Origin of the sequence: Pseudomonas sp. M30-35 (assembly GCF_002163625.1) — a bacterium.
Lineage (GTDB): Bacteria > Pseudomonadota > Gammaproteobacteria > Pseudomonadales > Pseudomonadaceae > Aquipseudomonas.
Genome location: NZ_CP020892.1, coordinates 2775801 through 2798618, shown reverse-complemented (window position 1 = coordinate 2798618; position 22818 = coordinate 2775801). Strand labels below are relative to the sequence as shown.

Sequence of the window (22818 nt, the reverse complement as noted above, 5' to 3'; positions counted from 1 at the left end):
TCATTGATCAAACGAGAGCGCTCGCCAGCGCGTTTGGCACGGGCACCGGAAACTCCAACAGTTGTTGGGCGAAGGCTTTTCCTTGTGGATCAATACGCAGGCTGGCAACACCACCGCCGCCCAAGGCGTTCTCCAGTAGAAAATTCAAGCTATGGGTGCCGGGTAAATACCAGCGACTGACCTTGCTCTGCGCTGGCTGAAGTACATGCGCCATCCATTCAGCCACGGCAGCCTCGGTCAATGCAGCCGCGATCCACGCCATGTATTCGGGCTTTCTGGCCATCACGCCAATATTGCTGTGATTGCCTTTGTCGCCCGAACGCGCAACCGCCAGCTTGACCAGCGCGACTGACGTCTCTGCTTTACTGGATGGTGTCGGTGGATCAATCGCCGCAGCCTGTTGCTGGCTGCTCTCAAGAGCGGGAAGGGCGACGCTGCTGCGCTGGCCATTAATGTCTACTTCAAGCTCACAAACGGCTTTGTCGACCAGGAAAGAGAACAGGCGGATGACCGGATACACTGTTGGCCGCCCGCCGACAATGCCCGTCAGGCCCGGAGCCATGCCCGTTGCGGCCTGGGCAATCTCACGTGAGAACACAATCAAGGCTTCTTTCTTGGCGTGGCGCACCGCAAGTTTGATCACTACTTCGCGGGTGTCCTGGCGCTGCCCATGGGGGCCGTAGGTTGCCTCGCTGCCGAGCAGTTCAATATTAACTTCGCGATAATTGCCCCAACCTCGTTCAGCGAATATTTCCTCGGTCTTGGCGATAATCGCCTGGCTGACCCGCTGCGCTTTTTTTACGGCATCGATACCACTGATCAAGCAACTGGCGGAGCAGCGAAAGCCATCAGGGTAAGTTGCACTGACTTTATAACGGTCAGTTGGCGGCATACCCTTTGCGCCTTTGACTGCGACACGGTTCTGCCCAGATTGCTGTAGCTCGACTTGACTGAAATCACAGATCACATCCGGCAGCAGGTAGGCGTGGGGGTCGCCAATTTCGTAAAGCATTTGTTCGCCAACCGTCAGCGTGCTCACCAAACCACCGCTACCCTCGGGTTTGCTGACGATAAAGCTTGAGTCAGCGCTAACCTCAACCACCGGAAAGCCGATGTGCTCGTAGTCCGGAACCTCTTGCCAGTCGGTGAAGTTTCCTCCCGTGCATTGCGCGCCGCACTCAATGATGTGCCCAGCCAGAGCCGCTTGGGCGAGCTTGTCATAGTCACTCCACGACCAGCCAAACTCATGCACTAAAGCACTGCTGACGACTGCGCTGTCGACGACACGTCCGGTAATTACGATGTCAGCGCCGAGTTCAAGGGCCGCCACAATCGCCGGGGCACCCAGGTAGGCGTTGACTGACACGCAGAAGGGCGGCATCGCTGCGCCACTGAACATTTCAACTGTGCCTGCTTTGGCAAACTCTGCGGCTTTGCTTTGTAGGTTATCGCCATGCACCACGGCAATTTTCAACTCAACCCCGGCTTTTTCGCAGGCCGTCGCAAGTGCTAGCGCGCAAGCCTGAGGATTAACCCCGCCTGCGTTACTAATAACCCGAATCTTGTCTGTTGCGATTTTATTCAGCAGTGGTTGCAGCGTCTCGACGAAGTCAGTGGCATAGCCTGCATCTGGCTGCTTCATTTTCGCGCCAGCCATGATCGACATGGTGATTTCAGCGAGATAGTCAAACACCAGGTAGTCGAGTTGCGTGCCATTGACCAGTTGGGCTGCAGCAGTAGAGGTGTCGCCCCAGAATGCGCTGGCGCAGCCAATGCGTACGGTTTTAGTCATTAGAGTAGGGCCCGCAACAAGCTGATAAGATGGAATCAACACTACCAAGCAAGCGCTTGGTTGAAAAGCCCTTGCCTCTAAATTTCTATCCGGAAGTAGTGCCAAGCGCTTGCTTGGTTTACCGTGTAGGCATAGGTTTAGTTAATACCAACAAGCACTTGTCGAACTTTGATAATCAAGCGTGGCAACAGGCACGTAACTGGCAGATATTTCAGGGAGTAACAGTTTGGATGATTTGAAGGCCCAGGCAGTCATGCAGAATCTAGTTGCCAGTGGTTTGGTCACTGACCCTGACAGCGCCCGCGGCAAATTACTGCAGATGGCTGCTCACTTGTTTCGCAGTAAAGGTTTTGAGCGCACGACGGTACGTGATCTGGCCAGCGCAGTTGGCATTCAGTCAGGCAGTATCTTTCATCACTTCAAAAGCAAAGATGAAATTCTGCGCTCGGTGATGGAAGAGACGGTTCGCTATAACACCGCATTGATGCAAGCCGCACTCAGTGAGGCAACCACCCTGCGTGAGCAGGTTCTGGCGTTGATTCGTTGTGAGTTGCAATCGATCATGGGTGGCACGGGCGAGGCGATGGCGGTGCTGGTTTATGAGTGGCGATCGTTGTCTGACGAAGGCCGTGCGCACATTCTGGCCTTGCGTGAAACCTACGAGCAGATTTGGCTGGAGGTTTTGTCGCAGGCTAAAGCCGAGGGTTATTTCAAAGCTGACCCATTCATCATTCGACGCTTCCTCACGGGAGCGTTGAGCTGGACTACAACCTGGTTCCGTTGTGAAGGGCCTATGGGGCTTGATCAACTGGCTGAAGAGGCTTTATCGCTTGTATTGAAGGATTGATTGGATCAAGCGAGCCTCTGAAAACTACTGCGCTAGATATTACTGGGGCAGCCCCTGCTGCGGCCTCGAAGGGGTGAGCAATGCGAATCAAATGCTCATTTACAAACACGTAAAGTCGAGCGCGACCCCGGTCGCTTTTCGCATTTTTTGACTCGCTGCGCTCGCCCTACGGGCCAGCTTTCGGCTGTTACTCCCGTTGGTCGTTGCGCCTTGTACTCCCGTCGCTCGCTACATTTTCAGAGACTCCAAGCTGGTGGGAGCGGACAAGGCGCAGCAGAAGTCCGTTAGTTTCAGCTGAGCGGTCATTTTGATCCATTTTTTCGCTTCAGTAACTAAGATAGAGTCTGTGTTAATGGCTTTTTGCCAATATGGATGTTCAGGTACAAGGCCGGCCTATGTTCAAGCACTTATTAACGGTGTTGATGTTCTTCTCGACACCGCTGTTGGCGAAGCAGATCGTTAATGTCAGTGGCGTATATTTTCCGCCTTATGCATTCGGTGCAAGTGAAGTGACGACGCGGGGGTTAATGCCCGAGTTAATTGCTGCATTGAATAGCCAGCAGTCAGAGTTCGACTTCGTTATTGTCCCAACCTCTTTGCCGCGTCGTTACGCCGACTTAAGCAGTGGTCGCGTCGATGTGAGCCTGTTCGAGAACCCCAACTGGGGTTGGCAAGGTGGCCCCTACCAGTTTGTCGATATGGGGCTTGAAGATGCTGAGGTGTTTGTCTCGCGTAGAGCCGCGGGGCGAAACGAAGCGTATTTCAACAAGATCTTAGGCAAGCGATTGGTGTTGCTTAGTGGCTATCACTATGCGATTGCTGACTTTAATACTGACCCGAGCTACCTCGCCAAAAACCATAATGCCGTCGTTAGTCGTTCGCTTGACGGTAACATCCTGATGGTGGTGCATAGACGTGCTGATATTGCCTTGGTCACGCGCTCGTATCTGAAGACTTTCCTAGAGGCGCATCCAAAGCATGTGAGCAGTCTTTTGGTTTCTCAGAGGCTCGATCAGATCTACAAGCACCACGCAATTTTACGGCCAGACTCTCCGATCACTGCGCAGCGCTTCCATCAGTTGCTTGAGGGGCTGCGCCAGTCTGGGCAGTTGGAAAGGATTTTTGCACCCTATGAGATCAAGGTGCGGCCAGTGGCGGGTCTAGAAACAACAGTTGTGCAACCTACTCAGAGCGAAGCTGAGTAGGTCGAACATGCAGGGAATTAAGAGTCCTGCGCGTCTTTAGCATCCTGTTCAACATTGCGTTTGTGGATGCGCTTAAGTTGCTCGTCGGTCAGGTTCAGCGGTTTTGCAGTACCTCGCAACGTCATCAAACCACCAACGATTGAACCTAAGACGACGATAATCAACAACCAGATATACCAAGGCATGCTCGGCTCCCAATCGGGGGGTGAACAGCTAGCTTACTCTGCGATGTGCGGACTGTCATTCGGTGTGCTGTTTAAGCATTGGCTTGGCAGCGTTAGCGGTAAATGCTTTTGAATCATACGGCTGCCTGCATGCGCTGATGTACGGTTCTGACCGAGTGATGACAAGGGCATTGCAGTCTGTCGGGCTGAGACCGGTGTCACATGATGGCAACTTGACGCTGTTTAAATGACAGGCCTTATCCCGCCAGGAATTGCCTGATGCCCAACGCCAGCGCGTTAACGCAGTTGCTCAAACCCGTTGATCCACTCGCGCCGGACATGAGTATCGCTGATGTTGCCGACCGGTTATTAACCCCAGCGCACAAAGCATTTTTATCCCTGCCGATAGTCGATAGTGCTGGCAAACCATTGGGCTTGGTCAGCCGCACGACGTTGCAAGATATCTTCATGCAGCGCTTTGGCCGTGACTTGCGCGGCCGTCACCCGGTTGCCGAGGTGATGAATGCGCAACCGTTGGTAGTCTGTATCGCGACCAGCCTGGAAGATGCGGCCAAGCAGATTACCGGGCAATTGCAATACCCAATTACCGAAGACTTCGTGTTGGTTGATGAGGCAGGCAAGTATCAAGGGCTGGGCACTGTGCTCGATTTGCTCAAGGCCATGGAGTCGCGTATTGCCCAGCGTAACACTGTGCTGCGTAAGGCGCTTTACGACCTCAAGGAGTCGCAGGCGCAGCTGATCCAGTCGGAGAAAATGGCTTCGCTCGGGCAAATGGTGGCGGGTGTCGCTCATGAGCTGAATACGCCGCTGGGCTATGTGAAGAACAATGTGCAGTTGATGCATGAACTGGCTGCTCCATTGTTTGAGTTGGCCCAGTCGCAAGCGGATCTGGCCGACTGCATGGCTGATCCTGAGACCACCGAGGAACAGCTTGCAAGCGCGTTTACAGCTGCTGCTTCTGCCCGTGAGGCCGCGGCGCCAGAATTGCTCAGCGCTGATATGCAGCAACTGTTTACCGATACTTTGTATGGCTTGGAGCAAATCGCCGAGCTGGTGGTTGGCCTCAAGGATTTTGCCCGGCTCGACCGGGCGATGAGTGAAGATGTCGATATCAACGATTGTATTCGCAGCGCCTTGTTGATTGCGCGCAACAACACCAAGGATAAAGTCGAGATCAGCCTGCAACTCGGCGAGCTGCCGCTTATTCCCTGTGCGCCCTCGCAAATCAACCAGGTGCTACTCAACTTGTTGAATAACGCGGCACAAGCAATTGAAGGCTTTGGCCAGGTTGTCATTAAAAGTTGGGCTGATGAGGGCGCGGTGTTTATTTCCTTGCAGGACAACGGCAAAGGCATGGAGGCGCAAGTTATTGCGCGAATATTCGACCCATTCTTTACCACCAAACCGGTGGGCCAAGGCACGGGGCTGGGATTGTCTATCTGCTACAAGATCGTCCAAGACCACGGTGGTTTGATCCGTGTGGCCTCAGAGCCAGGGCGCGGTACGCGCTTTTTGATTCGCTTGCCGCGACCCCAGGCGGCCCAACTTCAACGGAGCGCCTGATTATGAGTAATTTGCCACGCATCATGTTTGTCGATGACGAAGAACGCATATTGCGCAGCTTGGCGGTGCAGTTCAGGCGCCAATATGAGGTGTTGACTGAAAGTGACCCGCACCGTGCGTTGCAGCGTTTAGAAAGCGAGTCGGTGCATATCCTGGTCAGCGACCAGCGTATGCCGCAAATGACTGGCGCGGAGTTACTGGCACAGGCCCAAGAGCTTGCACCCAACACCCTGCGCATCTTGTTGACCGGCTATTCAGACTTGGATGCAGCCGTCGATGCGTTAAACAACGGCGGTATCTTCCGTTACCTGACCAAACCCTGGGATCAGCAGGAAATGGCGTTTACCCTGCGCCAGGCGGCTGAAATTGCCATGCGCCAGCCGCTCGTTAGCGAACATGTTGAGTTGTCGACGATTAGCGCCATGAGCGCTCGGCTTAATGTGTTGCTGCTGGATAATGACGCTGAGACGTTGTCTGTGGTTGATGATTTTTGCCAGCAAGGCGCTCATCGCTTGTTGCGTGTGCGCAATATCGCCGAGGCGATGCACATTCTCAACTCTGAGCCGGTTGACCTATTGGTCAGTGATTTAAAACTGGCAGGGGATGAGACCGCACCGTTGTTGAAAACGCTGGCACAAGCCCATCCGCGGTTATTGAGCCTTGTGGTGACGCCGTTTTGCGATACACAAGTTGATCAACGAGGCGCAAATATTCCGCTATTTACCCAAGCCTATACGTCGCGGAATGTTTGAGAAGGGCCTCAGCGCTGCGGTCGAGCAGGCGATTATCTGGCGTACCCAGCCTGAGCAAGTGGTGATGCGTTTGGCGCAGGTGCCGACCAATGAGCCAGAGCGTGAGCGAGTCGGTAGTTTGTTTGGCATGCTGGGCCGTTTGCGTGAACGGCTCAGCGCATAGTGAGGCAAGGGCGGGCGACTCGCCGCCCTGACTCAACCAGCCCAAGGCTCAAGCGGGATGAAGGGCGGGTACCACGTGGCGGATGAAAAAGCGTCATCCGCACTATTGGTGTTTAGCGGCGAACCTGTTTTAGGGTTTCCGCAATCAAGAACGCCAATTCCAAGGACTGATCAGCATTCATCCGTGGGTCACAGTGAGTGTGGTAGCGATCAGATAAGTCATCTTCGGTGATTGGCCGAGAACCGCCGATGCACTCGGTGACATTCTGTCCGGTCATCTCGATGTGGATGCCGCCAGCGTAGGTGCCTTCAGCCTGATGTACGGCAAAGAACTGCTTGACCTCGGCAAGAATCTGCGCAAAGTCGCGGGTCTTGTAGCCGCTTGAGGCTTTGATGGTGTTGCCGTGCATCGGGTCCGAGCTCCAAAGCACGTTACGGCCTTCGCGTTGCACGGTTTGAATCAGGCGCGGCAGGCCCGCTTCAACTTTGTCGGCGCCCATGCGTACGATCAGGTTGAGGCGACCCGGATCATTCTCAGGGTTGAGTATGTCGATCAAGCGGATCAAGTCTTCGCTGTCCATGCTGGGTCCGACTTTGACCCCGATTGGGTTTTCCACGCCGCGTAGGAACTCAACGTGCGCGCCGTCGAGCTGGCGAGTGCGATCACCAATCCAGAGCATATGCGCGGAACAATCGTAAAAACGCCCGGTGAGGCTATCTTTACGCACAAAAGCCTGTTCATAACCCAGCAGCAGAGCTTCGTGGGCGGTGAAAAAACTGGTCTCACGCACCTGCGCCGAAGCGTCCATGCCGCATGCGCGCATAAAGGCCAGGGTTTCATCAATGCGGTCGGCAAGGGCGCTGTATTTCTCGGCAAGATCCGAGTTGGCAATAAAGTCGAGGTTCCATTGATGCACTTGGTGCAAGTCGGCAAAGCCGCCCTGAGCGAACGCGCGCAGCAAGTTCAGCGATGCTGTCGACTGGTGGTAAGCCTGCAGCAGGCGCTCCGGGTCCGGCACGCGACTGGCCGTGTCAAAGCCGATGCCATTGACGATATCGCCGCGGTAGGCGGGCAGGGTGGTGCCGTCGATAGTTTCATCATTGGCCGAGCGTGGCTTGGCGAATTGGCCAGCCATGCGACCCACCTTGACCACAGGACAACCGGCGGCGAAGGTCATGACAATCGCCATTTGCAGCAGTACCTTGAAGGTGTCGCGAATCTTACCGGCACTAAATTCGGCAAAACTTTCAGCGCAATCACCGCCCTGGAGCAAAAAAGCACGGCCTTGGGTGACTTCCCCAAACTGGCGACGCAACTCTCGGGCTTCGCCTGCAAATACCAGCGGCGGATAACCGGCCAGGGTTTGCTCGACTTTAGCCAAGTGGGCTGCGTCCGGGTAGTGTGGTTGTTGCTGGATTGGGCGGGCTCTCCAGCTGTCGGGACTCCAAGGTTGTGACATCGCGGTTCTCAATTCCATAAGTTAGGCAGGTATGCATGTTAACCGATTGGCTTTGCGCTTGATAAATATTGCTGTGATAGACCGCCTGTATCGATTGCTGATTTATCGTGTTTCGGTGAAATTTAGGGCGCTGGCCTGAAGCGTCTGAGGGCTTGCAGAGTGCTTCGTAGCACGCGGTAATCAATTGTTGCGCCAAGCCCTTGCCCAGGAATCAACGGCTATGCTCGAATGGCGTCTACGCAACTGTACGGCTTTCGCTGCACGCAGATGCACTTAGCTCGGCTGTTATCCGCATGGAATACTGTAAATGCCACGCTGCACTTTCTCGCTGAAAATGCTCCGCGCGCTAAGCCTGACCTTTTTAATGGTCTGGCTTTGGCAGACCAGTGCCTTGCTGACCGGTATTCAGCCACCAACGGCTGTGGCTACAGCGGATGCAAACAAAAGCCAGACGACATCGACCTCCTGTGTGCTCTGCACGGCTGACAATCAATCTTCCTCTACCGCTGACCATGCACACGAGCCGCCTTCGCTCGTTGCATCGTATGAGGCATCTGCATCATTGCGCAGTCATGTGCCGACAAACAGCACCTGGCATCGTGACCCCGTGCGCTTTATCGAGCCGATTGAACGCCCCCCGCGGGCCTGATTGCTGATCTGACCATTAGCCGCATCGCGGCTCCAGATATCTGCAATTAGGAATCACTTTATGCAATTGCTTGCTCTTCACGGGGCGGGTGCGCTGTTTGCGCATCTGTGTCGTATCGCCGTGCCTGACAACGTAACTGTCTTTGAGCCAGTCCGTGGGTGGCGAACATGACCGCCACTGCGAACAAGGCTCATGCAATCAACTCCTGGTACCTGCTGCTCAGTGCATGGGGATTGGCGCTGGTGGCAACCTTGAGTGCGCTCTTTATTGGCGAGGTGATGGGGCAAGCACCCTGTAACCTTTGCTGGTTTCAGCGCGTATTCATGTTTCCGCTGGTGATCATTCTGGGTATTGCCTGTTATCGCTCGGATACCAGTGTCTGGCGCTATGCATTGCCCGTTGCCAGCCTTGGCTGGTTGATCGCGCTCTATCACAGCCTGCTGTATCTAGGCGTCTTTGGTGACAGCATCGAGCCTTGTGGTGCTGGTGGCTCTTGTACCGATAGCAACATGACTATTTTGGGCGGCATTGCGCTGCCTGTGCTGTCGTTGATCATATTCAGCCTGATCAGTGCGCTTCTTCTTATTATTTCCCGGAGATCTACACAATGAGCAGACGAGTAACTGTGCTGGTAGTTGCCAGCGTGCTGGTAATTGCTTTCGCGGCCGCGGCCATTTGGTTTAAGTCGGCGCAAGCACCCGAACAAACTTATGCACCACAAACAGCCTCAAGTTCGCTGGTGCGCTTTCACTCACCCGTGATTGGGGCCGCGAATGCACCGGTCACCATCGTCGAGTTCTTCGACCCATCTTGCGAGGCCTGTCGTGCGTTTTTCCCTCTGGTTAAAAAGCTGATTGCCGACAACCCGGATGACGTGCGTTTGGTGCTGCGTTATGTGCTGTTTCACGAAGCTTCGGAAACCGCTGCACGAATCCTTGAGACCGCCCGCAAGCAGGGCGTTTATTCGCAGGTGTTGGAGGCTGTAATGGCTTCACAGCCGCAATGGCACGATGATCCGCAAGCAAAAATGGCTTGGGTTGCGGCAAAAGGAGCTGGTTTGGATATAGACAAAGCCAAAGCCGAGATGATGAGCGCGGATATCACCTCAACCTTGGAAAAGGACTCAGCGGATGCAAAAGCGGTGGGTATCAGGCAGACACCGACCTTTTTCGTCAACGGTAAATCGCTACCGAGCTTTGGTTCTCAGCAGTTGATTAACTTGGTCGAAGAAGAGGTTGCCCAAACTAAATAAGTTGGGTGGTTGTGGCTATGCCAACGGGCAGGTGCAAGTACCTGCCCGTTGGTTGCTGTCGCTGAAGCACAATAGTTTTTCAGAGGTTCCTTAGCGTGGGATCAATAACAAGCAGCCGGTGATGAGCAATAGGCTGTAAATGGCGATGCGAAAATACTGTTCATTAACGCGTCGGTGCAGGTATTCACCGAGCCAGATACCGAGCGGTAGCAACGGGGCGTAGAGCAGGGCTTGGGGTAACGTTGGGAAAAGCCTGCCGTCGAGTATAAAGGCCAGCGTGAGCAGCGAGTTAAGGCTGAACCAGACGCAAACCAAGGTGGCGCGAAAGCGGCTTTTATCCAGCGTGTTACCAGCCAGTGCATGGACCAACAATGGACCGCCAGAGGCAAACAGCCCGTGGCAGATGCCCGCTGCAACAGTGATCACTCTACTTTGCCAAAGCGGCCGCGTTACGCTGAGGCTGGTATTGCGCAGGCGCCACAGTTCGCGTCCGGCAAATAATAAGATCAATACACCAAGTGCACGTTTGGCAAGCTGAGCGTCAATGACCGGCAGCAATGCATAGCCAATCAGGGTGCCGACAGCCATGCCGGGCAGGATCATGCCGAGCAATAACCTACGATCGATCAGCTTGCGGTATTGCCAGCTTAAATAGCCGGTCATGCAGATGTTCAGCGGTACCAAAATCGGCAGTAGCAGCTCAATTGGTAGCAGTAATGCGCCAAGCGACAAGGCAATGACAATACTGCCAAAGCCGGTAATTGCTTCAAGCGTATAGGCCAGCAATATAAATACGCCGAGGGCAATCCAAGCCAATTCCATTGGGTCTCTCTTTCTAAAGGGTGGGTTGTGCAGGGGGGGGTTAAAGCATTTCATCGGCAAAGCGTTGGCTCATTTTTCTGTAGTAAAACGCCGGTGCAATCCGCCACAACAGACTGGCAAACCAGCTGCCTCGATCCGGAAACAAGCGTTCACGGCGTTGTTCAACTGCAAGCAAAATTTGCTCGGCCATCCAGTCGGCGCCACGAATCTGGCCGATGGTTGAGCGGGCATGCCCGGCAAGTTTGCCATCCGCGCCCAACGCATTGCGATCAATCGGCGTGTCGAGAAAACTTGGGTAGACCATCAGCATACCAATACCGTCTTTGCTGATCTCTGCTCGCAATACCTCGAAACTTTGGCTCAGTGCGCTTTTCGCCGCGCAATAACCTGCCCGACCCAGCACCGGCATCCAACCGGCCATCGAGCCAATCGCTGCGACCTGACCAGCGCTTTGGCGTAACAACGGCAGAGCGCTTAGGGTTAACTCCAATGGCGCGTGATAGTCGACGGCCATGACTTTGCGGAACACCGCAGGCTGAGTCTTGATGGTTGGCGAGCGATGCGTGATGCCTGCATTATTGATCAACAGGTCCAGGCGACCAAACTTGTCGTTGCAGGCTTGCAGTAGCTGGCTGTGAATGTCGGGGTCAGTAATATCGCCAGCAATGCCCAGCAATTGTTCGCCGCCGAGTTGATCGACCCGTTCAGCCAGGCTCGTAGCATTGATATCGGTTAGCAACAGAGCATATCCGCGGACGTGGCAGGCGCGTGCAAGCTCCCAGCCGAGGCCGCTGGCTGCCCCGGTAATGAGGACGACTTTCATGGCTATTTTTCTCCGACTGGCGTCAGTTTATTGAGTGGCGTGGTGGCATCAGTTAGCGGTCGGCGGGACCAGAAATAAGCCAGACTCATGCCTGTTACCAAGTGCCAGCAACCCCAGAACGCCGCGATCAACAGCATGCCGCTGGCGTGCGGGAAGAAGGTGAAAATGATCACCAGGCCTAGGGCTGAGTTTTGGATTCCGACCTCAAGGGTGATTGCACGGCGATCCGCCGCTGGCAAGCCACTCAGCCGTGCGCAGATGTAGCCAGTGGAGAGGGCTAGCGCGTTATGCGCAACCACCAACCAGAAGAATAAATGGAAGCTACTGAGGAACTGCTCGAAGTTCTTGCCAAAGGCGATCCCAACAAATGCCAGCATCACTAACAGAGCAAAAATGCGCAGCGGCTTTTCGATGCGTTTTGACAGGGTTGGAAAGTGCTTACCAACCCACATGCCCAGTATCAGCGGCAGCCCCAGAACCAACAGCACCATCAGCAGTAAATTCAGTGGGTCAATTGAAATCTCGGTTAACAGCGGGCGCGTGTAAGGGTTTAGCCAAGCGTACAGGCCGAAGTTAAGCGGGGTCAGCACGCTGGCGGCGACACTGGAAACGGCAGTCATGCTCACCGATACCGCGACATTACCGCCCGCCATCCAGGTCATGATGTTTGAGAAACTGCCACCCGGACAAGCAGCGACGAGTGCCATGCCCATTGCCAGCATTGGATCAATCTTTAAGGCCCAGCAAGCCAGGCAAGTGAGTGCGGGCAGCAAAATAAACTGCGCGACCAAGCCAATAACCGGTGCTTTGGGTTCACGCGCAATGCGTTTGAAGTCATCAGCTTTGAGGTCCAGCGAGACGCCGAACATCATCACCGACAAGATGATGTTGATCAGCAGTAAACTCGATGGGTCGAATTGAATCGCCACGCTTTCCAAAAGTCGTCCTTACAGTGCGCTGTGGGTCAAGAGTGACGCAGGCTGGTTGGTCATTTCACTTTTCAGCTCGGCGCTGTGTTTAGCAATGTTTTGCCGGTAAGTGTCTTTGTGTACGTAGTAGGCCATGCGTTCCAGCTCAAGATAGTTATAGCCGCCATCGAGGCGAATGCTTGCACGCTCACGCTTGATTACTTGGAAGGCTTTGGCGGCTGCGCTGCCTTGCTGCAACTGATGAATATACAAGGCGACCAGCTCAGCCTGTTCATCACGGCCTTGCCAGCCGAGGCCAGAGGCTTCAACCATGCCCATCATGAACAGGTCATCGTACTCGGGGTGAAATACATTCAGGTACAGCTGTGGTGCGCCGACCCGATCTGGCCAGTTGAGATGCTCGCGCTCGATAAACGGGTAGTCGAGCTTGTAGCCGGTGCCTTGCAGGATCAGATCGTACTCAGCAGTTTCGCCGTCGCTGAAGGTCACCTGTTGCCCATCGATTTTAGCGATGTCGCGCCGCGCCTTGATGTCACCATGACCGAGGTGATGCAAGACCAATGAGTTCATCACCGGATGAGATTCATACAGTTTGTAATCGGGGTCTGGCAGGCCGTAGTTGGAGGGTTTGCCAACCAATGCGCGGACCATCAGGCCATCGATAAATTGCTTCATTGGGCGCGGCAGCTTGACCGCACCACCAAAGGTATCGGTCGGCTTGCCCAGAATGAACTTGGGTAGAAAGTAATAACCACGGCGTGTCGACAGATCAACTGAGGCCGCATGGTGTACCGCGTCGACAGCAATATCGCACGCCGAGTTGCCACAGCCCACAATCAGCACGCGCTTGCCGCTAAACACCGCTGGCGTTGAATAATCGCTGGAGTGCATCAGCGCGCCGCTAAACTCGCCAGGCAGCTTTGGCATATTGGGTTTATGCAGCGTGCCATTGGCGATCAATACACCGTCGAACTGCCAGGTACGTTGCTCGCCGTTGTGTTCGCTGATCAACTCCCAGCCTTTGTCCAAACGCTGGATCCCCACAACACGGGTATTGAACTGGTAGTGCGGACGCAGCTCAAAATGTTCTGCATAGTCACGGAAATAGCGGCGCATTTGACTGTGGTGAGGGTAGGGCGCTACATCATCGCGCATCGGGAACTCGGTAAATTGAGTCGTGCCTTTCGACGAAATTAAGTGAGCAGACTGGTACATGGTGCTGTGCGGGTTATCAATGTCCCACAAACCACCCACATCGTTATTAAGCTCGAAGCCAATAAAGTCGATGCCGTACTTTTTCAGTTGGCGTGCGGTGCACAAGCCCATTGGGCCTGCGCCGATGATGGCGTACATACGAAACCTCTAGCGTTTTATTGTTGTTTAAGCTTGGCAGCTATTGCTGGGATTAATTATTGCGTGACCTCGGGGGGCTTCTTCAATGACAATCGGCGCCTTTCCCCGACGTTTCCTGGTCAGGGATGTCACGGTAGAGAGCGGGTGATGCCTGGATTACCTCCGGATGATGAGCTGCAAGACGAACGCTTGCTGGCTGAAGTACATGATGCGTTCGGCGTGATTCGCGTGGTTGAGATCGGTGAATATCGGTTTCTCGAATTTGGCGAGGCGATTGAACAGAGTTGCGTGTTCACGGCTGATCCAAGCTGGCTCGAATACGATTACACGCGGGCGATGTTCTTGGGCGCACTGGCCCACGAAGCGCCAGAAACTGCGTTGTTTCTCGGTTTGGGAGCGGGCAATCTGACTCAGGCTTGCCTGAAGTTCTTGCCGCTCGATGACGTGGAAACCATCGAGCTACGCGCAGATGTACCGAGACTGGCAATGGAGTTTCTAGGGCTTGATGATGATCCGCGGTTAACCGTGCGTATCGGTGATGCCATGGATCTGCTGCCCAGCGCGGAAACCGCAGACTTGATATTCGTTGATCTATATACCGATCACGGCCCCGGTGTTGCGCATCTGGCGTGGCGCTTTCTGGATGAGTGCCAACGCAAACTCAATCCGGGCGGCTGGTTGATTATCAATCAGTGGGCTTCAGATGATGGTAAACCGCTGGGTGCGGCATTACTGAGAGGCTTATTTAATCGGCATTATTGGGAATGTCCGGTAAAAGAGGGCAACGTCATGTTGCTGGTGCCGGCGGACCTTGAGCAGCAACTTGATATGCAGGGTTTGCAAGCGCGTGCTGAGCGTTTAGCGCCTGCGCTGGGGTATTCGCTGCAGCCACTGATCTCTGCGCTTCGCCCCGCCAGCTAACCAGGCTGGCGAAAGCCGTTACTCACGTAGGGTGCGACAAGCGAAGCTTGTCCACCGGAGCGCAAACAGCATCCCGGTATTTACCCAAATGGAGGTTGGCTAACCGGGTTTAGCGACCCTTGAAGTCTCCGGGGCGGCGCTCAAGCATGGCCTTGACACCTTCTTTGGCATCTTCGGTTTTCATCAGCTTGAGCAGGGTTGGATGCAGGTTAGCCGTGGCCACGGCTTCACCTTCACGCACCCCCAGGCGGGCGCTGGCTAATGTCGCGCGAACACTCAGTGGCGCTTGTGCGGCAATACGTTCGGCCAGCCACATGGCGTGCGGCATCAGCTCTTCGCTGGCGAGAACTTCCTGCACCAGGCTCAAGCGGTAGGCCTCGTGTGCATCAAATTCGTCGCCGGTCAGCAACCAGCGCATGGCATTGCCCCAACCGGTTATGTGAGGCATGCGCAAGGTTGCCCCGCCAAAAGGGAAGATGCCGCGTTGCACCTCCATCTGTGCAAAGCGGGTGTTGCTGGCGCATAGGCTGATATCCGAGGCGAGCATCAGTTCGATACCAATGGTGTAGCAGTAGCCCTTTGCCGCAACTATGACCGGTTTGTTGACCCGTGGCCCGCCAAATACGCCCCACGGGTCACAGCCGCCCGCAGGAACTTGCCAGCCAGCGCTGAACTCTGGCCCGATATTGGCCAGGTCGAGGCCAGCGGTGAAGTGATCACCGTGGGCAAATACCAACGCGACGCGAGCATCATTATCGCGCTCAAACTCCCCGTAAGCCATGCATAAAGCGTTGAGCATATCGAGGTCAAAAGCATTACGCTTAGCGGCTCGATCAAGGCCAATCAACATGATGTGACCATGCTTTTCGCGACTAACTCTCCCGGCGTTGCTTTCGCTCATAACAACAGGTCCTTCCAGATATTCAGCGTTTACAGGGGTATAGCTGCCCAGAATGGGCTTGTCCAAGTCTTGTAGAGGCTGTTTATACAAGGCTTGAAAATATGACCGTTTGGCAGTGTTTGAGTTTAATTAACGGAAAACCGTCACATTTGTCAGCTTTTCCGGTATAGTGCGCGCCGGTCAATTCATGGCCGCGTTCAGGTAGTGCAACTCGCTCGAGGGCTTTCCTCGGCAGCCAGTCCGTATAACGGGCTATCCTTAACGATTCAATTATCATTACGTTTTCGCAAATCCCCGCCGACACGGCTGCCAGGGTGACTTTAGGGTCTTACACGGCATGCGCAGCTTTGGAGCATGGGTCTTTGCGGATGCACTTAGAGGCAGACCCATGACCCAGGAAATCGGCGGCTTCGCCGCGCTCGGACTTACCCAAAATATTCTCGCAGCCCTGACTACAGTTGGCTACGAAGAACCTTCTCCGATCCAGCAGCAAGCCATCCCTGTAATTCTCGCCGGCCACGATATGATCGGCCAAGCGCAAACCGGTACCGGTAAAACTGCAGCATTCGCGCTGCCGTTACTGAGCCTCATCGACCCAGCCAAGCGTGAGCCCCAAGCGCTGATCCTCGCGCCAACTCGCGAGCTGGCTTTGCAGGTTGCTACCGCGTTTGAAACCTATTCCAAGCAAATGCCTGGTCTCAATGTCGTTGCCGTTTACGGTGGCGCGCCAATGGGCCCACAGCTTAAAGCAATCCGTCAGGGTGCTCAGGTTATCGTTGCAACTCCAGGTCGCCTGGTTGACCACCTGCGTCGCGATGAAAAAGTGCTTTCGACTATTCAGCATCTGGTTCTCGACGAAGCTGATGAAATGCTCAAGCTGGGCTTCATGGATGATCTGGAAGTCATCTTCCAGGCCATGCCAGAAAGCCGCCAGACTGTATTGTTCTCGGCAACATTGCCGCATTCGATCCGTGCCATTGCTGAAAAGCATCTGAAGACGCCACAGCACATCAAAATTGCTGCCAAGACTCAGACTGTTGCCCGTATCGAGCAAGCTCACCTGTTGATCCACGCTGACCAGAAAGTAAACGCAGTATTGCGCTTGCTGGAAGTTGAAGAGTTTGATGCTTTGATCGCCTTCGTGCGTACCAAGCAAGCAACTCTGGACTTGGCTAGCGCGCTTGAAGCCAAAGGCTACAAGGCTGCTGCGCTGAATGGCGATATCGCGCAGAACCAGCGTGAGCGCGTTATTGACTCGTTGAAAGATGGCCGTCTGGATATCGTTGTTGCGACTGACGTTGCAGCGCGTGGTCTTGACGTTCCGCGTATTACTCACGTGTTCAACGTTGACATGCCGTACGATCCAGAGTCTTACGTGCACCGTATCGGCCGTACTGGCCGTGCCGGTCGCGAAGGCCGCGCACTGTTGCTGGTAACGCCGCGTGAGCGCCGTATGCTGCAAGTGATTGAACGTGTAACCGGCCAGAAAGTTGGCGAAGCCAAGCTGCCAAATGCTCAGCAAGTACTTGATGCTCGCATCAAGAAGTTGACCGCGAGCCTGGCTCCGCTGGTGGCTGATGCTGAAGCAAGCCACGGTGAGCTGCTTGAGCGTCTGACTGCTGACATCGGTTGCACCCCTAGTGCGCTGGCAGCGGCTCTGTTGCGCAAAGCGACTAACGGCCAAGCACTGACTCTGGCTGATGTTGAGAAAGAGCAGCCATTGGTTCCAAGCAGCGGCCCACGTGACCGTGGTGACCGTCCTGATCGTGGCGAGCGTCCAGTCCGTGGTGATCGTGAGCGTCGTGCACCAATGCCATTGGGCGAAGGCCGTGCTCGTTGCCGTACCGCGCTCGGTGCGCGTGATGGTATCGCTGCAAAAAACCTGCTTGGCGCAATCCTCAATGAGGGTGGCCTGGCGCGTGAGGCAATCGGTCGTATCCAGATTCGTGAGAGCTTCAGTCTGGTTGAATTGCCAGAAGAAGGTCTCGACCGTCTGCTCGGCAAGCTGAAAGATACGCGCGTCGGTGGTAAGCCGCTCAAGCTGCGTCGTTATCGCGAGGATTAATTCTCGTTAATAAAAAAACCCGCTAAATGCGGGTTTTTTTATGCCTGAAATGCGCTGCTGGATAACTTGCGGCCCTGGGGTGCAAAGATTACAGGTTGTTCTGTCGTCCGCGTCTCAGGTGCTGCTGACTTGTTCGGATGCCCCGCCTGCGTGTTCTTTGATCTCACAGCCTTTGAGTACCAAGCGGGTGATGGTCTGGATGGCGGCGTCGTAATCGGCGTCATCAAGTTTGGCCTTGCCGGTCACCGCAGAGATTTGCCAGTCAAAGTCAGCATAGGTCTGGGTCGCGGCCCAAATGCTGAACAACAGGTGATTGGGATCAACCTTGGCCATCAAGCCCTGATCAATCCAGCGCTGAATGCATGAGATATTGTGCTTGGCTTGGGCGTTCAACTGATCTGTTTGCTCGCGGCTCAAGTGCGGCGCGCCATGCATTATTTCGCTGGCAAACACTTTAGAAGCGAACGCAAAATCCCGTGAGATGCGAATTTTCGAGCGAATGTAACCCGTCAGCACTTCTGTCGGTTGGCCTGGCTGATTAAATGGCGCAGAGGCTGCCAGTAAGGGCTCGATAATGCTCTCGAGCACCTCGCGATAGAGGTTCTCTTTGGATTTGAAGTAGTAATAAACGTTCGGCTTTGGCAGGCCTGCCTTGGCGGCGATGTCGCTGGTTTTGCTCGCTGCAAAGCCTTTTTCGGCGAATTCTTCACTGGCTGCTCGCAGAATCAGCTCTTTGTTTCGTTCGCGGATACTGGTCATAAGCCTCTAAATGTCCATGTTGCGCCCGGCCTCGGGCGGCGGTCGGGCATGTTAGCACCGGCCCAATAGCCGGCTCAAGTTGGGCTGCTTATCAATGTATTCTGACTTTTAAGTCAGGTATTTATGTACAATGCTTTGATTATCTGCTTGTATCGTCATCTCAGATTCATATTCGGTATGTTCTGTTTGCCGGGCTTTGGAGACTTGCTGTGCGAAATGCCCAACTCGTCGACCCCTTTGGTCGGCGCATCACTTACTTACGGTTATCAGTCACTGATCGCTGTGATTTTCGCTGCACCTATTGCATGAGCGAAGACATGGTTTTTGCGCCGCGTTCGCAAATACTGAGTCTTGAGGAGCTGTATGCGGTTGCCGATGCGTTTATTGAGTTGGGCGTCACGCGTATACGTATTACCGGTGGCGAGCCGTTGGTCCGTAAAAACTTACTGAGCCTGCTTGAGCGCCTTGGTCAGCGCGAAGAACTCGAAGATTTAGCGATCACCACCAATGGCTCGCAACTGGCAGAGCTGGCTCCACAGTTATGTGCGGCCGGAGTTAACAGGCTTAACGTCAGTCTTGACTCGTTGCAGCGTGAACGCTTTGCCGAGTTCACCCGCCGTGACCGGCTGGAGCAAGTGCTCGCCGGTATTGATGCCGCCAATGCGTTAGGTTTCAGCAAGATCAAGCTCAATAGCGTGGTGCAGAGCGGTCGTAATGACGATGAAGTGGTCGCGCTGGTTGAGTTCGCGGTGAAGCGTGGCCTGGACATCAGCTTTATTGAAGAAATGCCGTTGGGCAGTATCACCAGCCATCAGCGGCAACTGACCTTTTGTTCCAGCGATGAGGTGCGTCAACGGTTATCCAAGCGTTTTAGCCTGACACGCAGCGCCAAGGTAACCGGCGGGCCGTCGCGCTATTGGCAGGTCGATGGAACACAGACTCAAGTCGGTTTTATTTCACCACACAGTCATAACTTCTGCAGTGCCTGCAACCGCGTAAGGGTAACGGCTGAAGGTCAGCTGGTGTTATGCCTTGGCAACGAAGGCGCGCTCGATCTTAAAACGCTGATGCGTAACAACCCGGGCAACGGCGAGCTGCTACGAGAAACCCTAATCGATGCGCTCAAGCTCAAACCTGAGCGCCATCATTTTGCAACAGATGAGCAAGTCCAAGTTGTCAGGTTTATGAGTATGACTGGCGGTTAGCCCGTGATCGGAGTGCAGTGCCAGGCATCGCGCTCACTCCTGCAGCCGCCGTATTGCAGGTTTACCGCACTACCCAAACTAAAAACAATAACCAGGAGGGTTGCTGTGAAGCACCGTCACGTCTGCTGTTTGTCGATCGCTCTAATTTCTGCCCCAGTTGCTGCCCAACGTTATGTGGTTGGTGTTGAAGCCTTGTCTTTTGCCCCGCACTACAGCGTCGATAAACAGGGTAATTACCAGGGCTTTAGCCGTGAGCTGCTGGATTTATTTGCTGAAAGTAGCGGCGTTGAGCTGGTTTATCAGCCAATGCCGGTCAATCAGTTGTTGCCTGCACTGCTTGAGGGGCAAGTGGATGTCAAGTATCCGGATAGCGAGCTTTGGGCCCAAGAGCAGAAAGCTGGGAAATCGATAAGTTATAGCAACCCAGTGGTCGAGTATGTGGACGGCGTACTGGTTGCGCCAGCGCGAGTTGGACAACCGTTATCCGGCTTAAAACGTCTATCAATTGTGCAGGGCTGGACGCCGTGGGCCTATGAGCAACAAGTCGAAAATCAACAGATCAAACTCAGTTACAGCACCGACCTACGCAAAATGATCCAGCAGGCGCTGAAGAAAGATACCGACGGAGCCTATTTCAATATCGTAGTGGCCACGCACTATCTCGATAACATTCGTGCGCGCCCCGGAGCATTGGTGTTTGATCCGAAGCTGCCGCACACGCGTGGCAGTTTTCATTTATCGAGCCTCAAGCACCCAGAATTGATTCAGCGCTTCGACCGCTTTCTAGTCGAGCAAAGCGCTGAGGTTGCGGCACTGAAAGACAAGTACCAAGTCGAGGTTAACCTCAACTCTGAGTTCATGGGTCTGGAGCAGTGGAAGATCGATTTCCTAAAGCGTCAAAGGGCTAAAGCCGCAGCAGGGGAGACGTTGTAGCGGTTGATCAAGTGAGTGAGGGCCTGCACAACCGTAGTTGCTACAGGCCGATTTTCACTATTGGCGAAAGCGTGCACATACGGACCAGTGACGCATCATCAGGTAATAGCTCAGACCTGCAGGAAGTAGGCTGGCGTACCATGACACTGATGAAAGGCTCAGTGCGACAGCGGCTCCAAGCAGTGATGCGATGATGGCTGCGAAGTTGACTCCGCGATACGGGCCTTGCTCGTCGTATAGTTTGGCGATGTCTAGGGTGCGTCGACGCAGAATAAAGTAATCAACCACTAATACGGCAAAGATCGGCCCAAGGAATGCTGAGTAAGTCTGGACGAATATTTGCAGGCCCGCAGATGACTCATCCTTGACCAGTTCCCATGGGAATGTACAGAACGCCAGTAAACCGACCAGCACGGTGGCGGTACGAAAGCGCAGCTTAAATACATCCATCAGAATGTAGGTTGGCGGCACCACGTTATTCAATACGTTGGTGGTCACCTGGGCAAAGGCGATGAACAGCAGGGTGGCGACCAGTAACGGTGTGTTGTCGACTGCGCTGGAAAACACCTGTATGGGGTCAGAAACACCGGTTGCGCCTGAAACCATCAAGCCAATCAGGCCCATAAACAGCGTGCACGGCAGAATTGACATTGCGTAGATCACCGTCAATAACCCGGGGCCGGTGCCTTGTTTGAGTTCGCGGGAGTAATCACTCACGTTGAGCATCATGGTGCTGTAGATGCCCAGGAAAAGCATGGTCGCGCCCCAGAATGGCAGGCCCCATGTACCTTCGATGTTTACAAGGTTGGTGGTGATTTCGGCGCCGTAGCGGTTGATCACGCTGTAGAACATATAAATCAGCGAAAGCAGGATGAAGCCGCTACCAATATTCTCCAGCCATTTAATGCCTTGGAAGCCATACATCGACAGGCCAATTTGCAAAAATTGGAAGATCACAAAGAACAGCACCAGATTGTCGAAGCCGAACAGTGTCGAAGACACAGCATTCAACGCGCCTGCACCAATCCAGCTCTGAAATCCGTACCAAACAATCGCAGGGACTGCCCTGACCAAACCGGGAAAGCGCGTGCCGCTAAATCCAAACGCGCTGCGCGCTTGCACCATAAACGGGATGCCGTACTTGTAGCCCGCCGCGCCATTGAAGGCCAGGGCTACACCAATCACCAGACAACCAATAGCAATTGCCGCGCATGCTTGCAGTAGGTTAAGGGTGCCAACAATACTCGAGCCCATGGCAAATGTGCCGATTGATACACAACCGCCAAACCAGGCAAGCAGGTAGGAAATCCTACCCATAATTCGCTGTTGTTGCGGGGCTAAGGATTCTTCACCCGGTGCTTTGGTCGCAGTGACTTGGTCTTGACCTTGTGCCGCTGTGCTTGGACTGTCCATTGTCATTCCTTATTGTTAGATTTGTAGACGTTAGGCGTGGCGGGTCCTATTTGGAGCTGAAGTCGCTAAATTGCCCGGTAAATGCTTTCGGGCGAGGAAAATCGAGATCACCGAATTTGCTAGTGCCTAAACGGAGGCTGACGAGTGTTTCGGCTAGTTTGACTGCGGCGGTTACCCCTTCTACGACGGGCAGGCCGACTGCATCGCTGATTTGCTCGGTCAGGTCGGCCATGCCGCCACAACCCAACACGATGCTGCCGATGTTGTCTTCCTTCTTGGCGCGCAAGCATTCGTCGATGATCAACTCCAGCGCGCGACCGCCATCGTCTTCAAGGTCCAGCACCGGAATTTCCGCGGCGCGTACACGGCGGCAGTGATGGGCAAAACCGTAAGACTGCAAAAGGTGCTCGGCAATGATGCCGGTGCGCCCAAGCGTAGTAACGACCGAAAAACGGGTGCTGATCATTGTGGCCAAGTGGAATGCAGCTTCGGCAATACCAATCACTGGTGCACGGGTCAGCTCGCGGGCAGCGAGTAAGCCCGGGTCGCCAAAGCAGGCAATAATGTAGGCATCGGTAGCGTCACGTTCACCCGCCATGACCTGCTCAATAACGCCGACAGCGCTAACTGCCTCATCGAAATGGCTTTCAATCGAAACCGGTCCGCTTGCTGGGTTACAGGCGATGATCTGGGTGCCGGGCGCAGCAATCAGTTTTGCCGCTTCACCTATTTTCTCGGTCATGCTGGCAGTGGTGTTGGGGTTTATTACGCGTATTTTCATGGTGGCTAGATCCTTGTTAGTCCAGCGTGGCTAAATGCCCGATAGG

The 22818-nt window shown here is 54.4% G+C and carries 20 protein-coding genes and 2 pseudogenes; 11 read left to right on the top strand and 11 right to left on the bottom strand.

Annotated elements, in window-relative coordinates; genetic code table 11:
* Positions 1 to 7: 7 nt before the first annotated feature.
* Entirely contained in the window at positions 8 to 1792 is a 1785-nt protein-coding gene (locus B9K09_RS12860) for an acyclic terpene utilization AtuA family protein (protein ID WP_087517194.1), read from the bottom strand.
* A 226-nt stretch (positions 1793 to 2018) separates the two neighbouring features.
* Here B9K09_RS12860 and B9K09_RS12855 point away from each other — a divergent pair, with 226 nt between their 5' ends.
* Both B9K09_RS12855 and B9K09_RS12850 read left to right on the top strand, forming a co-directional pair.
* Positions 2019 to 2639 carry a TetR/AcrR family transcriptional regulator gene (locus B9K09_RS12855; protein ID WP_087517193.1) on the top strand — a complete coding sequence of 207 codons (621 nt, stop codon included), beginning with the start codon at positions 2019 to 2021 and terminating at the stop codon, positions 2637 to 2639.
* Positions 2640 to 3061: 422 nt separating this feature from the next.
* On the top strand, positions 3062 to 3844 hold the full coding sequence (locus B9K09_RS12850; RefSeq protein ID WP_256574316.1) for an ABC transporter substrate-binding protein: 783 nt from the start codon (positions 3062 to 3064) through the stop codon (positions 3842 to 3844).
* A 17-nt stretch (positions 3845 to 3861) separates the two neighbouring features.
* Here B9K09_RS12850 and B9K09_RS12845 read toward each other — a convergent pair whose 3' ends face one another.
* The gene (locus B9K09_RS12845; protein ID WP_087517192.1) at positions 3862 to 4029 is read right to left on the bottom strand and encodes a DUF2897 family protein; all 168 of its coding nucleotides are present in this window, start codon (positions 4027 to 4029) and stop codon (positions 3862 to 3864) included.
* A 258-nt stretch (positions 4030 to 4287) separates the two neighbouring features.
* On the opposite strand from B9K09_RS12845, the gene B9K09_RS12840 reads away from it, so the two are divergent.
* Together B9K09_RS12840 and B9K09_RS12835 are read left to right on the top strand one after the other, a co-directional pair.
* Positions 4288 to 5592, top strand: a complete 1305-nt coding sequence (locus B9K09_RS12840; RefSeq protein WP_087517191.1) for an ATP-binding protein — start codon at positions 4288 to 4290, stop codon at positions 5590 to 5592.
* Between the two features lie 2 nt (positions 5593 to 5594).
* Positions 5595 to 6507: pseudogene (locus tag B9K09_RS12835) on the top strand (response regulator).
* A gap of 112 nt (positions 6508 to 6619) precedes the next feature.
* Here the strand turns inward: B9K09_RS12835 and B9K09_RS12830 are convergent.
* Complete coding sequence (locus tag B9K09_RS12830) at positions 6620 to 7966, bottom strand: class II 3-deoxy-7-phosphoheptulonate synthase (protein WP_087517190.1); 1347 nt, start codon at positions 7964 to 7966, stop codon at positions 6620 to 6622.
* A gap of 307 nt (positions 7967 to 8273) precedes the next feature.
* Between B9K09_RS12830 and B9K09_RS12825 the strand changes: the two genes are divergently transcribed.
* The 3 genes from B9K09_RS12825 to B9K09_RS12815 all read left to right on the top strand — a co-directional run bounded on the left by B9K09_RS12825 (position 8274) and on the right by B9K09_RS12815 (position 9867).
* A complete protein-coding gene (locus tag B9K09_RS12825) occupies positions 8274 to 8615 on the top strand; it encodes a hypothetical protein (RefSeq protein ID WP_087517189.1) in 342 nt (113 codons plus the stop codon).
* A gap of 167 nt (positions 8616 to 8782) precedes the next feature.
* A complete protein-coding gene (locus B9K09_RS12820; RefSeq protein ID WP_087517188.1) occupies positions 8783 to 9226 on the top strand; it encodes a disulfide bond formation protein B in 444 nt (147 codons plus the stop codon).
* Positions 9223 to 9867 (top strand): thioredoxin domain-containing protein, encoded by a 645-nt coding sequence (locus B9K09_RS12815; RefSeq protein WP_087517187.1) that lies wholly within the window; start codon positions 9223 to 9225, stop codon positions 9865 to 9867. The genes B9K09_RS12820 and B9K09_RS12815 overlap by 4 nt, the downstream gene beginning before the upstream one ends.
* A gap of 90 nt (positions 9868 to 9957) precedes the next feature.
* On the opposite strand, the gene B9K09_RS12810 is transcribed toward B9K09_RS12815, so the two are convergent.
* The 4 genes from B9K09_RS12810 to B9K09_RS12795 are packed head-to-tail and all read right to left on the bottom strand — an operon-like array spanning position 9958 to position 13794.
* The gene (locus B9K09_RS12810) at positions 9958 to 10689 is read right to left on the bottom strand and encodes a sulfite exporter TauE/SafE family protein (RefSeq protein ID WP_087517186.1); all 732 of its coding nucleotides are present in this window, start codon (positions 10687 to 10689) and stop codon (positions 9958 to 9960) included.
* 40 nt (positions 10690 to 10729) lie between these two features.
* The gene (locus tag B9K09_RS12805; RefSeq protein ID WP_087517185.1) at positions 10730 to 11512 is read right to left on the bottom strand and encodes an SDR family NAD(P)-dependent oxidoreductase; all 783 of its coding nucleotides are present in this window, start codon (positions 11510 to 11512) and stop codon (positions 10730 to 10732) included.
* 2 nt (positions 11513 to 11514) lie between these two features.
* On the bottom strand, positions 11515 to 12450 hold the full coding sequence (locus B9K09_RS12800; RefSeq protein ID WP_087517184.1) for a bile acid:sodium symporter family protein: 936 nt from the start codon (positions 12448 to 12450) through the stop codon (positions 11515 to 11517).
* Positions 12451 to 12459: 9 nt separating this feature from the next.
* Positions 12460 to 13794, bottom strand: a complete 1335-nt coding sequence (locus B9K09_RS12795; RefSeq protein ID WP_087517183.1) for an NAD(P)/FAD-dependent oxidoreductase — start codon at positions 13792 to 13794, stop codon at positions 12460 to 12462.
* Positions 13795 to 13941: 147 nt separating this feature from the next.
* Between B9K09_RS12795 and B9K09_RS12790 the strand changes: the two genes are divergently transcribed.
* Positions 13942 to 14715: a spermidine synthase gene (locus B9K09_RS12790; RefSeq protein WP_087517182.1), complete on the top strand. Its 774-nt coding sequence runs from the start codon at positions 13942 to 13944 to the stop codon at positions 14713 to 14715.
* Positions 14716 to 14824: 109 nt separating this feature from the next.
* Here the strand turns inward: B9K09_RS12790 and B9K09_RS12785 are convergent, their stop codons facing one another.
* The gene (locus tag B9K09_RS12785; protein ID WP_087517181.1) at positions 14825 to 15616 is read right to left on the bottom strand and encodes a crotonase/enoyl-CoA hydratase family protein; all 792 of its coding nucleotides are present in this window, start codon (positions 15614 to 15616) and stop codon (positions 14825 to 14827) included.
* A gap of 354 nt (positions 15617 to 15970) precedes the next feature.
* Between B9K09_RS12785 and B9K09_RS12780 the strand changes: the two are divergent.
* Positions 15971 to 17681, top strand: a pseudogene (locus B9K09_RS12780) (DEAD/DEAH box helicase).
* 114 nt (positions 17682 to 17795) lie between these two features.
* Here B9K09_RS12780 and B9K09_RS12775 read toward each other — a convergent pair.
* Positions 17796 to 18440, bottom strand: a complete 645-nt coding sequence (locus tag B9K09_RS12775) for a TetR/AcrR family transcriptional regulator (protein ID WP_087517179.1) — start codon at positions 18438 to 18440, stop codon at positions 17796 to 17798.
* 209 nt (positions 18441 to 18649) lie between these two features.
* Between B9K09_RS12775 and moaA the strand changes: the two genes are divergently transcribed.
* Both moaA and B9K09_RS12765 read left to right on the top strand, forming a co-directional pair.
* Positions 18650 to 19645: a GTP 3',8-cyclase MoaA gene (moaA, locus tag B9K09_RS12770; RefSeq protein WP_087517178.1), complete on the top strand. Its 996-nt coding sequence runs from the start codon at positions 18650 to 18652 to the stop codon at positions 19643 to 19645.
* Positions 19646 to 19750: 105 nt separating this feature from the next.
* Positions 19751 to 20578 (top strand): transporter substrate-binding domain-containing protein, encoded by an 828-nt coding sequence (locus B9K09_RS12765; protein ID WP_087517177.1) that lies wholly within the window; start codon positions 19751 to 19753, stop codon positions 20576 to 20578.
* Positions 20579 to 20635: 57 nt separating this feature from the next.
* Here B9K09_RS12765 and B9K09_RS12760 read toward each other — a convergent pair whose 3' ends face one another.
* On the bottom strand, positions 20636 to 21991 hold the full coding sequence (locus B9K09_RS12760) for an NCS1 family transporter (RefSeq protein WP_087517176.1): 1356 nt from the start codon (positions 21989 to 21991) through the stop codon (positions 20636 to 20638).
* 46 nt (positions 21992 to 22037) lie between these two features.
* Complete coding sequence (locus B9K09_RS12755) at positions 22038 to 22772, bottom strand: aspartate/glutamate racemase family protein (RefSeq protein ID WP_087517175.1); 735 nt, start codon at positions 22770 to 22772, stop codon at positions 22038 to 22040.
* Positions 22773 to 22818: the final 46 nt, after the last annotated feature.